Source organism: Marinobacter metalliresistant (assembly GCF_038098645.1).
Taxonomy (GTDB): domain Bacteria; phylum Pseudomonadota; class Gammaproteobacteria; order Pseudomonadales; family Oleiphilaceae; genus Marinobacter; species Marinobacter metalliresistant.
Window position 1 is genome coordinate 785,324 of record NZ_CP101118.1, and the last position, 12,297, is coordinate 797,620.

The 12,297-nt window shown below is 50.5% G+C and carries 11 protein-coding genes; all 11 read right to left on the reverse strand.

Annotated features, from left to right (window positions below; translation table 11 throughout):
- Positions 1-32: 32 nt before the first annotated feature.
- The 11 genes from NLK58_RS03665 to NLK58_RS03715 all read right to left on the reverse strand — a co-directional run bounded on the left by NLK58_RS03665 (position 33) and on the right by NLK58_RS03715 (position 12,272).
- Entirely contained in the window at positions 33-1,025 is a 993-nt protein-coding gene (locus tag NLK58_RS03665; RefSeq protein ID WP_341582083.1) for a glycosyltransferase, read from the reverse strand.
- A gap of 307 nt (positions 1,026-1,332) precedes the next feature.
- Positions 1,333-2,052: a 7-cyano-7-deazaguanine synthase gene (locus tag NLK58_RS03670; protein WP_341582084.1), complete on the reverse strand. Its 720-nt coding sequence runs from the start codon at positions 2,050-2,052 to the stop codon at positions 1,333-1,335.
- 131 nt (positions 2,053-2,183) lie between these two features.
- A complete protein-coding gene (locus NLK58_RS03675) occupies positions 2,184-3,236 on the reverse strand; it encodes a CoF synthetase (RefSeq protein ID WP_341582085.1) in 1,053 nt (350 codons plus the stop codon).
- A 212-nt stretch (positions 3,237-3,448) separates the two neighbouring features.
- On the reverse strand, positions 3,449-4,582 hold the full coding sequence (locus NLK58_RS03680; RefSeq protein WP_341582086.1) for a glycosyltransferase: 1,134 nt from the start codon (positions 4,580-4,582) through the stop codon (positions 3,449-3,451).
- 618 nt (positions 4,583-5,200) lie between these two features.
- Positions 5,201-5,716 (reverse strand): methyltransferase, encoded by a 516-nt coding sequence (locus tag NLK58_RS03685; RefSeq protein WP_341582087.1) that lies wholly within the window; start codon positions 5,714-5,716, stop codon positions 5,201-5,203.
- A gap of 3 nt (positions 5,717-5,719) precedes the next feature.
- Positions 5,720-6,877: a glycosyltransferase family 2 protein gene (locus NLK58_RS03690; RefSeq protein ID WP_341582088.1), complete on the reverse strand. Its 1,158-nt coding sequence runs from the start codon at positions 6,875-6,877 to the stop codon at positions 5,720-5,722.
- Positions 6,874-7,773 (reverse strand): XrtA system polysaccharide deacetylase, encoded by a 900-nt coding sequence (locus NLK58_RS03695; protein ID WP_303286399.1) that lies wholly within the window; start codon positions 7,771-7,773, stop codon positions 6,874-6,876. The genes NLK58_RS03690 and NLK58_RS03695 overlap by 4 nt, the downstream gene beginning before the upstream one ends.
- 26 nt (positions 7,774-7,799) lie before the next feature.
- Positions 7,800-9,122 (reverse strand): outer membrane beta-barrel protein, encoded by a 1,323-nt coding sequence (locus NLK58_RS03700; protein ID WP_341582089.1) that lies wholly within the window; start codon positions 9,120-9,122, stop codon positions 7,800-7,802.
- 4 nt (positions 9,123-9,126) lie between these two features.
- Entirely contained in the window at positions 9,127-10,041 is a 915-nt protein-coding gene (locus tag NLK58_RS03705; RefSeq protein WP_341582090.1) for a polysaccharide biosynthesis protein, read from the reverse strand.
- Positions 10,041-11,567: an XrtA system polysaccharide chain length determinant gene (locus tag NLK58_RS03710; RefSeq protein ID WP_341582091.1), complete on the reverse strand. Its 1,527-nt coding sequence runs from the start codon at positions 11,565-11,567 to the stop codon at positions 10,041-10,043. Before NLK58_RS03710 ends, NLK58_RS03705 begins: the two co-directional genes overlap by 1 nt.
- A 60-nt stretch (positions 11,568-11,627) precedes the next feature.
- A complete protein-coding gene (locus NLK58_RS03715; RefSeq protein WP_303286405.1) occupies positions 11,628-12,272 on the reverse strand; it encodes an XrtA/PEP-CTERM system exopolysaccharide export protein in 645 nt (214 codons plus the stop codon).
- Positions 12,273-12,297: the final 25 nt, after the last annotated feature.

Sequence of the window (12,297 nt, forward strand, 5' to 3'; positions counted from 1 at the left end):
ACCTGAACAGTAGAAACCACCCAGATTGATCCTTAAAATTTATGGCCCAAATTTTGAGTAACTGCCCGACGAAATTTTTCCTCCAGCACGCTCCAATCGGACTCAAGCGTCTCAGAAAATTTTCTTTGGGCAATTTTTAAGTCATCAAGCCTCTCAATTGTCTCCCTGATCCCATAAAAAATTGAGTTCTCATCTTTTGGGTCCACGTACACCGCACCGCTTCGAAACCATTCCTTAATAACCAATGAATCGGCCACTACTTGGGGCTTGCCAGCTTTAACCGATTCGTAGCTACCACAATTCAGCGTCATTGGCATATTCGTCAACACAATTGTTACATCCACGGATTTCAGATAGCTCAAATAAGTATCTTCATTAACAAAACCAAGGAAGTGAATATTCTCATCATCCCGGTATTGTTGCCAATCCCGATGCTTCTTGAAATTTCCCGTAACATAAACGTGGTAGTTTTTATCAAGTCGTTTGAAACAAGCAAGAACTGCATCCACTGGCTCGTCACTGCTGAATGAGCATATAAACAAAAAGTTCACATCTCCTTCCAATTTTCTTTTGACTCCTGACAAATCCGACGGCAATTTGTCAGGAAGAATAATAGGCTTTCCTCCAATAGAGGAAACATAATTCGCCGCTTCACTGTTCGTTACAATCGTGAGGTCAGCATTTTGAAGGCTATAATCACTCACCAGATGAAAAATTATCCATTTCGGGAGAAGGCTTTTCCTCGATGCAATTTTAAAATTTGAATGACGATCAACAACTAAAGTGATTTTTTTAATATTACAAAAAAACGTCAGTAATGCCGATAAAACGACTGAAGGATTTTGACAAAAAATAATATCCGGACTATTTTTACTCATATACATCAAAGTCTTTGTCGACAGCTTAATGTACCTAATGAACATAGAGCCTGAATATTCAAAAACCTTATAGCTCATCCCCCAGTGGGCGGCCAGTTCGCGCGACCTTCGGTGATCATCCCATGTTATCCAAACTGATTTTTTCATTGTAATACACTCATGATGCTTATAAATTAATTAACCCAACTAGCAACGAAAAAGTCAACAGATTGATTTTCAATAAATAGCCTTCCTGCTTTGTAGCTAAAATTAAATCAATAAATTCCGATAAACATATTATCCAGTTACATTTTAAATTACTTTAAATCATATATAAAAATATCCATGCCTTAAGTTATCCATACAAAACATAATTTATAAAATCAAGCAAAGTTCATCTAAAAAAATAATTCAGAAATTGCAAATACAACAATGAAACCATTTACAAAAAAACAAAGCCAAGGCAGTTGTTATATTATTTCAATTTAAATAAGTATACATAAAATCTTGGATGATTTTTTAGGAAATTTTTCAGCCTCGGCAGGATTCTAAAGTGATAACGCACTTTTGCCTTAGTCGGCAGGCGATACCCCATACCTTCCGCCATGGCCACTATACACGGACTACAGGTTCCACAGGGTTTACCACTCCGTGTGGGAGAGTGGCAAAACCAGCTACTCTCTATGACCGGAAGGAATCCATTATCAACACACCACTCCCTCATGTCATTCTTTGACATGTTAATGAGTGGGAAATTCAGATTTTTGAATATCACAGAAAAAGGGTAATCCTTCCTGGCGTAATTTTGCTGAAAAAAATGATCGCTATTAACGGATACAATCGACAGGTCAATTGATTCTATATTTTTATGCCTGCAATAATCGGCAATCCATTTATACTGTTCCCCAAGATAGTGTTGCTTCATTAGATCTATATATGCTTCTTCAATGTCTTTATATTTTTCAAAATCTGAAAATTTGACAATATTTACAGGTAGCAGGTTACCCTTAACCTTGGGGTTGTTTTTCAACTGATTACGGATTTGATGCATCGCTGATATCTCAAAAGTCGTGGAATCTCGACCCGGATCGCAGATATAATGAGGCTTTACATCAACACCTTGTAAAAGTAACTGGATTACCCTAAAGGTTGAATCCCATCCCCCAGTCCATAATACATCAAATTTTTTGCTCATTAATTTACCTTTTATGGGCACTACCCTTAATAATTGAGCAACTCAAAATTTGAAAATATCGATTTCCAGTTAATCGCCTATAGCATGTCCTGATCAATAGCTAAAAAATAATACTAAATTAGCTTACCGGTTCAGCCATCATGATCCAGATCCATTGATTGTACAAAGTAACCTTTCTTTTTATGAGGCTCTCTATTTATGCCTTCATTGGTGGGTGTGATATTCACGCGCACGCCCACCACTCTGTACAGATATTCAGAAATAAAGGCTGACAAGTCCAGCCGACCCTTTTTCGGGCTGATTGAGGTCTCTAGTATAAAACGGCCATACTGGTGTTGGTAAACGGTAAATTCAAAAGCTTCTCCCGAAATTGATTGATACCGGTTCACCGCTCGGGCGAACTGCAGTGCGTGGAACTTCTCATTCTTCGACAAGTAAGCAAAGCGATTTATAGAGCGACCTTCCAATTGATAAACCACCTCTTTGGCGCCCAACAGACCGCAGCCTGTGACTTCCAAAGTAAGATAGTCGCCCAATTCGTAACGCACCAGGTTTTGCGATGTTCTGGATACATCTGTCGCTAAACACCCTTTATCTCCAGAATTTTCAATAATCACCCAGGGATTAACGAGATGACGATGTCCTTCAGCGCACTCGAAAGCAATTACATCAAACTCGGTTGAACCATACTCTTCCGCTACCGGTGCTTTGAACATCCGCGATATGTATGCTTTTTGAGCCGGGAGAATCGACTCCGCCGTACACACAACACATTTCGGTGGATCAAACTCAATATCCATACTCGCGAGAATCTGCGCGGCTTCGAGTAACAGCGACGCATAACCGTAAAGATAATCCGGTTTCCAGTTTAAGAGGTCTGTCACCTCTTCCTTCGCTTCTGGGCCTACCGGATGAAAAACCCGCCTGTTCATTCCAAAGTTCTTGAGCCAGGATTTAATGCCGTCTTTAGGCCTGCCCCATAACCGGGCTTCTCGCTGACCAAGCTTTACACCATAATGTCGAAAACAGTAATCACGAACACCCAGCATCCGGGCGAGTTCTTCCCGGGTAAGCGAGACATGAGTGGGCTCGCCCGTTGTACCGGCTGTATGGCGACCAAATCGCAATAAGTCGCTCCTTTCCTGTTTATCCTTGCAGTGGGTGAGGAGTTGTTTCTTCGACAATGACGGGGACGACCTCAAGGCTTCCAGTCCAGTCACCTCTTTAACAGCGGAGTTTAGTGGTCGGTTTCGAGCCAGTATCTGGTTCAGCTTTCGGGATCTGGCTTCTTCACTCAGGCTCCAAAGACCCTCTACCTCTTTCCGGAAATGGTGAACCCGGAGCCCCATTGCCAGAAACAGTAACCGTGTAAGCAGATATCTTGTCGAACGGACAATCATGGTGTCGCAAGAACCGTGTTGTAGAACTCAAGGTAACGGGCGGCCATTGCCTCGGATGAGTAGTTTTCATTTACCGTCTCGTACGCTTGCTCCGCTTTCCGGCTGGTAAGTTCTTTTTCAGCCAGAGACTTTTCAATAGCTCTGGAAATGGTTGCTGGCTCAACGTCACTCAGAAGTTCACCACCCCCCCCATCGTCCAGAACTTTTGGTATTTCGCCGACAGCAGAGGCAACCACCGGCGTTTTTAACGACATCGCCTCAAGAAGCGTAATCGGCAGGCCTTCTGTCAGGGAGGGCATAACCAGTGCCGTTGAATGTCTTAACAGCGCAGGCACGGTGCTGCAGTATCCAGGCATAAGCACATCGTCTTTGACACCCAGCTCTTCAACCAATGCCTCTAATTGCTGACGAAGCCCGCCCTCCCCAACAATAACCAGACCTGACTTGGGGGATGCTTTTCTGAGCTCAGAAAAAGCTGATAGTAATCTGTCGAACCCTTTTTCTCTGGAGAGCCGGCCTACGCCGAGAATCACAAATTCATGGTTGTCATAAAATGATTTGAAAGGCTCACCCAGTGAAGCCAGGGACGCTTGCTGAAGTTCTGAAATATTCAGGCCATTTGGAATAACAATGGTGTGCCCGCTTGAGAGCTTTTCCGGCAACTCCCTTTTCATAGCCTCTCCCACGAGAACGGCACCCTTCATACGGCCGATGGCAAGCCGGTCCAGGGATTCGTATATCCACATTTTTGAAAAACGTGGAGCATGAACGTATCCATGCAAAGTGGCGATCATCGGAATGCGCCTGAACTTTTCCGGATACATGCCTAAAAGGACATTGAACTTGAATCCATGTGAGTGAAGAAGATCATATCCATTTCCCTGAGCCCATTTCAGTATCTTCCAGGATTCATTGAGATTCAGGCCCGGCCTCATCCGCCACGGCGTGACAGGGAGTCCTTTTTTCCTTGCATCCGCCTCGATAGGCTTCTGGTCTATGCCGCGCTCTCCAGCACTGAGTATCATCGGTTCAAGGCCCTGTTTTACCTGTTCCTGAACCAGGCTCATAAGCATTTTCTCGGCGCCATAGAGGCCACCGCTATCAATCAGGTGTAGTACCTTGACTCCCATTGATGGCCTATCCCTTCCTTGGATTCCAGATAACCTTCTTCTCACCCTTCAGAAAAGCAACATACGCCTTTCAGGAGGCAACATTCAGAAGCATGAAGTAATAGGGTATTGAGTAAAATACAGAGAAAGGCCCCTTCCCTGACATACTGGCAGCCACCCAAAAACCACCAAGGCCTATAAAGCTTTCGAAATGAAAGGTGCTCCTTGATGTGGGCAATTTCAGAGGCTCTGGCATCTCTAGATTCCGGATAACTGCAAGAATATAGACTAACAATTCGGTCTATGCAATCGGCAATGCTGAACAGCAATTTCGATACCTTTTCCTCGCCAACAGCGGACGCTTTCAATAACTCGAACCTTGACTGCACTTTTTCAATATGACCGTAACCCTATTAATAAACAACTCTCTCAATATTGGTATATGAGAAAGAAAATCCAATCCTTTTATACACCTAAAGTTTCGGTAAACAACTTCCAGGCGATGGTTTTTGCAGAGTTTTTCAAATTTAGACAGGCTCATTTTATTTAACCCGGACTCCACTTCTTCGTATCGTCTTGCGCCATCGTTGCGATACTTTTTTCTGACCTGCATCACAGCCTTTTCAGGAAAGAGTATGTTTACCCACGGGAGCTTACAAAAAAATGCATATGACTTCCGTAAGGAGCATACCAAGGAGGCCCGAACGTAATCATCAACTGGCCATCCTCATGAATAAGGTCCTTCATTCTCTCCAAAACTTCACTCGGGTCCGAGTAGTGCTCCATGGCATTTTGTGAAATTACCGCGTCGTATTTGCATACTTCGCCTTTGTAGTTGGCTGAGAATAATACTTTCTCCTTATTTCCTGCACATTCTTGGGCATGTTTGGTAGCGTAATCTATATATTCCTCGTTCACATCGAGCCCCAATACCAGTTTGGCACCCGCATTTGCGAGAGCGGCTGTCTGGAAACCAAGACCACAACCGAAATCGACGACTGTCTTTTCTTTTATCCAACTCTCGAAGCCGGGAAATTCACTTCGCAACAGATTCAGCTCCTTGCCTGTCAATTCCTTTTGCGTATCGCTCCGGATTTCCCTGCCAACTCGCTCCGGCGGCAAACTGAACGCTTCTATAATTCTTTCACTAATCATGATTTACCCCTTCCTTGGATTCCAGATAACCTTCTTCTCTCCCCTGAAAAACGCAACACACGCTTTGTAGGAGGCAAGATTCAGAAGCATGAAATAGTAAGGTATGGAATAAACCGGGGAGAGGGCTTGTCCCCCGGCTTCTTTCTTGCGGCCCTGCCAGGCAAGAAGTACAAACGCCACATATCCCAGGGCTGAGAGGGTGTATATGCCGGCCTTTGGCGCCAGGTAAAGCGTTGCCAATGCAAGTGTGACCATCGGCACGAATGCGCCGTACCTCAGCAGCTTGTGAGAAATCATCTGCCAGGCAAAAAGGCTATTATTCACAGGGTTCATTAAATGTTTCATATCCTTCAAAGCCCAGAGTGCCCGTAGGCTTACCCGCACCCGCATGCTGAATTCACTGCCGCCGTCGGTTAACGCTTCTTCCTTCAATAGAGCCTCGGGCTCATAAACCACACGGTAGCCCTGCTCCACTACCTTTAATGGCTGCACGAAATCGGGCAGTTGGTCTGCGCGCAGGGGGTGGTAGAGTTGCTTTCGCATGGCGTCGATTCCGCCATCCACGCCCACCACGGAACCAACCTTTGTTTCCTGAAGGCGCAGCCAGTTTTCGTATTTCATGTAGGCGCTGCAGCCGTCGCCAATCAGGGAGCCGTCCTGGTGTACGTAAACCATCTTGCCGGTGACGTAACCCACGTCCGGGTCGTTGAAGTTGCGGACCAGCATTCGCAGGGCCTGGGTATCCCACCGGGAGTTTGCGTCGGAAAACAGCAGGATTTCGCCAGTGGCGTTCTGGTTCAGGGTATTCAGGCCGGATGTTTTACCCTGCCTGGGTACCTGCCGGAACAGGCGAACGGAACAGGCGGCATCTTTTGCGACTTTTTCTACGATCTGGTCTGTGCCGTCGTCAGACTCATCGGAAATTACCAGAATTTCAAGCTGGTTACCGGGGTAATCCAGTTCCAGCTTGTTTCTGAGGGTGTCTTCGATGTCTTTGGCTTCATTGTAGGCCGCGATGAGGATGGAGACGTTTGGCAGGTCGCGGTCTGATTTTTGCACCGGTTTCGGCCTGACCGAAGCGACAACTTTCACCGCCAGCGGATAGCCAAAGTAGATGTAAAACAGCAAAACTATCGAAAGCCAGAACACGAACTGCATCATGCAATCCCGCCTGCGGCTTTCAGCCCGCTGGGCTCCCGGGGCTCACCGCCCAGAACGCCCTGGGCGCGAAGTACGTTGCTCACGGTGGTGAATGGGAAATGGCCCAGCAGTTGGTCCAGCCTGTGTTCGCACACATCCAGGTTGTTGTAATGCCGGAACCGGGAGAACCATTTAACGTCCAGCCGCGGCTGGCCTGGGTCAATTTCCCACGGGTGAAGGTAGAACACGAACGGCTGGCCCTGACGGTTGATGCTGCCCAGGCCCCAGCGGCTGAACCAGTAGGGAAACAATCGGAAATAGCCACCGCCGGCGATCGGCAGGGTGTAGCCGGGCAGTTTCAGGGTGCTGAGCGGAAACTCGGCCAGTTTATAACCCTTGTCCGTAGTGAGTGTGTGAGGCCAGCGGGGGGTGCCAGGCATGCCGTAGCGGTCGTGATGAACGGGGAATATTGAGGAATCCCAGGCGAACCCTTCCTCGGCCAGAATATCCAGTGCCCAGCGGCTTTCATTGGTAATGGAATAGCTTGCGGCCCGGTAGCCGGTAATGGGTTCACCGGTAATGTTTTCCAGGACGGCTTTGGAGCGCCGGGTTTCTTCGCGGAAAACCTCGGGGGTCTGGTTGTAGATAAGCTGGTGGCTGTAGCCGTGACTGGCAATTTCGTGGCCTTCTTTCCGGATCAGGCGAACCAGTTCGGGAGACTTTTCTGCAACCCAGCCCAGGGTAAAGAAGGTAGCCCTGGCCTTGTGACGGTCCAGCAGGCTGAGAATGCGCTGGGTGTTGGCTTCTACCCGGTATTCCATGGAATGCCAGTCTTCCCGGCGGACGGCTTCGGCCAGTGCGGCAACCTGGAAGTAGTCTTCAACATCAATGGTCAGGGCGTTTTCAATCGCGCTCATGGTCATCACATCCTTGCGGCGCCGGTTTACAGAAGCCTGTAGTCAACACTTAACTGCACCCAGTTCTCATTATAGGTCTGTGTTTCGATGTCACTGTCGCGCTCATACCGGCCCACTCTTGCGGCCCACTCAAGGCGGCGCGAGGAGCGGTAGGTCAGGCCCAGATCAAGGCCGGTGGTCTGATAATCGGCTCGGTCTGCCTTGTAGGTCAGCAACTCATACTCGCCAGAGGCGACCGCGGACAGCTTTGGGGTCAGTCGTCTGGTATAACCGGCCCTTACCCCTGTTCCGTCCCGCCGGCCTCCGGCGACGGATCTCGCTCCCAGGTAGTCGGAGCGGTTGGCGAAGGCGGAGACAGACAAGGAATCACCGTTACTGAATATTTTGTCCAGGCCGGTTTCAATACTGGTGGCTTCAAGCGTGTTACTTTCTTCCAGCTCGAAAGTGAATTCATTGAAGCGAATGTCGTAATTCGATGCCCGGTCCGTGAACTCCCGGGAGGCCCTGAGATAGAGCGTTCCTCCGGAGTTCAGTGAGCGTGTAAGGTTCAGGTCACCCACCACCCCGCCTGAATTCTGCTCAAAACTCCCAAGTGTGGTATTTATTTCACTGACCCCCAGGGACCCACTCAATGCGGTTGTGGCCCAGCGCTTGCTGTAGGTGCCACTGAGTGTGCTTCTTCGGATCTGCGCGCCGGTGTCAAGCTCCGCGTCGCTCACCGAAGCGGATAAACCGGCGGAAAAATCCGGCGAAAAAAGGTGGCTCCAGGCGATGGCGCCGATGAATCTGTCACTGTCTGGATAGGACAGAGTACTGTTATTATTTCTGTTCGGGTCTGAGAGGTCGTTATACTCTGTGTTCTCATAACTTGAGGATAACTGAACCGAATCCAGCAGTGACAGTTGCCAGAGATAGCTGGGCCCGGTTCGGAAGACATTTTTCCGGGTCCGGTTGTCGGGTGTGTTGCTCAGGCGACGGGTTCGGGTATATTCCCGGGTCTGGTTGTCGACTTCCCAGGAAAGACCCTGTGCTAGTTCACAGCTGCCTGTAACGCCTGCATTAATTCCTGTTTGCGGCTCGTAGGTATTCTGCGAGTACACCGAATAGGATAATTCGCCGTTCGCGCTGGCAATACATTTTCCGGGATCGGTCTGGTAGTTGCCCCGTAAGGTAAACCGGTTTTCAATATCGCTCTGCTGTTGATCCGCCCTTCTGGCGATGTTGTCGCTGTATCTGGGCCCAAAGCCCACATACAGCTCCGGAGGTGTAGCCATCGTAACCGGCGAGCTGGCCAGAAGGGCCAGCCCCAGCGAAGGCCGCAGCTTCGCGGCGAAAGACCTGAACGCCATTGCCTTAACCATTGATCACCGCACCCACAAATTTATCCGGATTGAACGCCAGGGCCGCATTCTCAATCTTGCCTGGCGTCAGCTTGCCGTGGGGGACCACCAGCATGCCGTAATCGCAAAGATCGGTCAGAATCCGTGCGTCCGGAGAGTCGGAAATGGGCGCCGTATCCAGCACAATGAAGCGATCTGGATAGCGGCGGCGGATGGCCTGCAGGAACTGCTTCATGCGAAATGAGGTAAAGAACTCCGCTGGCGTTTCGCGTTTGCTGCCTGCCGGTATCAGGCGCAGGCGTGGAATGCCCGTGGGATAGATAATCCGGCCGATGTCGTAGTCCGGGTCTTCCAGGAAGTCCGTCAGCCCGGTTTCGGCGGCCAGGTCCAACTGGGCGTGCAGTGAGGGGGCGCGCAGGTTGCAGTCGATGATCAGCGCGGTTTTGGACTGGTCAAAGGCAAATGCCGCTGCCAGGTTGAGGGCCATGAAAGAGGTTCCCGCACCTTCACAGGCGCCGCTGACCACCATGGTGAAGTTGTTGCCACCCGACAGTTCCAGCAGTTTGGTACGCAGGTGGCGAAACCGGTTGACGAGGGCCCGGTTTTGGGATTCCGGATAAATGATGCGCCGCTCGTCCATGTCGTCGCGGGTGAGCCGGCGGGGCTCCTGCATCTTGACGATCTGTTTGCTGATCACGTACTTGTCGACAGCACCGGGGCCCAACTCCAGGGAACTCGGTACCAGCATGCGGGAGTCATCCCACTGGGAGAAATCGTTGCCGTGCCCGCTATCGGAATCCGCACCCTGTTTCTTCAGATCGCCTGTGCGTTCCCTTGCCTTGAAATCCGCTCCACCGCTGTTGTTATCACGCGCCCGGGTACTGGTTTTCATCTCTTCCCTTTCCCTGTCCCGTTTTTGCTCTGTCATTAAATAACCCCCATCAGAGCAGCACCGGCAACACCGCCATAGGCAGCTACAACCAGCACGGCGCATACAGCGACGGAAACGGTTAAAAATCGGTCCCTGCGTTTCTCGTAGGGTGTTCGTACGTGGGGCATCTCTGCCAGCACGGGCAGGCCAATACCGTCTTCAAGCTGTTTCCGGGCCCGTACACGGGGGTCTATCTGCAGTGCGCCGGCCGCAAGGCCGAACGGGGCCAGGGCTCCGAGAATCAGGCCAGCGGAAGCAAACAGCTGGAACTGCGGGCCAACCGGGTCCAGGGGGAATTGAGCGGTTTCATTGATGCGGAAATTCAGGCCCTGGCCTTCGATGTCCAGGTACATGGATACCCGGGCTTTTTCGCGGCGTCTGAGCAGGTCGTTGTAGATCTGTTCGTTGACCTCCATATCCCGTGTGAGCTCTGAATACTGTGTCTTGTTTTCCTGGATACGCGCCATCCGCTCTTCCTGCTCCGCGATCAGATTCTCAAGCGAATTGATGCGTGATTCCTGGGTGCGGATACTGGCGCGGGTTTTGGCAACTTCCGCGCTGATGTCCTGGTACAGAGGATTGACCAGTTGATCGCCTTCACTGGCAGCCAGGCCCAGCTCACCACTGAGGGCTGCCCTGTCCCGTTGTTTTTTCAGCTCGGCAATCTGTTCCTTCAGTACCACAATATCCGGGTAGGTGTCGTGGTACTGCAGCCGTAGTTCGTCAAGCTGGGTTTCCTTCTCGCGAATTCTGCGGGTGTAGGAATCTGCCGTTCTGGCCTGGCTGAGCATGGGTTGCACGTCGTCCAGTTGTGACTCCAGGGATTCGGCCCGCGCCATCAGTTCGGAGCGCTCCAGCTCGGCCAGTTCCAGTTCGCGGCGCAGGTTCGCCATGCGGGCATTGGCTTCGCTTTCCGTTCCGTCAACATTCTCGGAGAGGAACTTCTTCAGTTTTTGTTCAACCCCGGCAAGTATGGACTCGTAATTCTTGACCTGCTTGTCGATGAAGTTGTAGGCGTTACGGCTTTCCTTGCGTTTGCTTTCCGAATTTTCGGATATAAACAGTTGCCCCAGGCGTTGTGCAATGCGGAAGGCCTGCATGGGCGACTCGGAGGTATAACCAATACTGAAATAGCGGTCACCACGGGGACGCACATTCATGTTAGTGCGAAGCATGCCGATTCTGCGCTCGAGTTCCTCGTCGGTCAGCTGGTCAGCATCCTGGCCGAAGATGTCCTTGTCTTTGGCAACCTTTGACATGACATCCCGGGACCAGAGCATTTCCCGGGCTACGGAGCTGCGCTCGCTGATCTCGGTGGTTACGGCACTGCCTTCCATCAGCGGGCGAATAATATTCTGGTCATCCACAAATATCACAACCTGAGACTCATACTTGTAAGGCCAGACAAACCCTGCCCCCAGTACGGCAAAACTGACAATTGTGAACAGGAAAAAGGCCAGCCACTTACGCGAGCGGACCTCTCTGATTATTTCCGAAGGAATCTGGTTTAATGGAAGTGCCATCTCTAATTACCTGTTGATAAACAGTTCCGCGCCGGCTTCAAACAGCGGTTGCAGCCTATCCTAGAAATTCCGTTCCGGCACGGTCAGGATATCCCCGGGTCGCAGGCGGTAATTGGTGGATACATCACCCTTGCTGAGAATGTCGTTGAGTCGAACGGGAATGGCCACCATCCTGTTGCCCAGTGAGCGGTACAACATGGCGTCGTTGAGGTTGGCAAAGGGGTTTGCACCGCCTGCGCTCAGCACCATGTCCAGGACCGTCATTCCGGACCTGTGGGGCACGGAGATGGGCTGGCTGACCGCGCCGGTTACCCGCACCCGGTTGTTGAATTCCTGGCTGCCCATGGACTTGACCACCACGGTTACCTGGGGTTCACGGATGTAGCTTTTAAGGCCTTCCTCGATTTCATTGGCGAGCTGTTCCGGCGTTTTACCGGTGGCCTGGACATCGCCAATAAGGGGCATGGATACCCTGCCGTCCGGGCGTACGGGAACGCCGATGCTGAGATCCGCATTACGCCAGACCGAGATCTGGATTTCATCCGTTGGGCCGAGCACATACTCCTCGACCCCCGTTGATGTCTGCAGGCTGAGAGCTTCGTTGATGTCTTCCTGAGACGATGGCTGAGGCCCGGCACAACCCGTTACAAACGCTACCGCCGTCACGGAGATCAGCAGTCCCCGCAGTGAATACTTCGATGACATTGTTATTCCTCTCTGATTCCGTGTC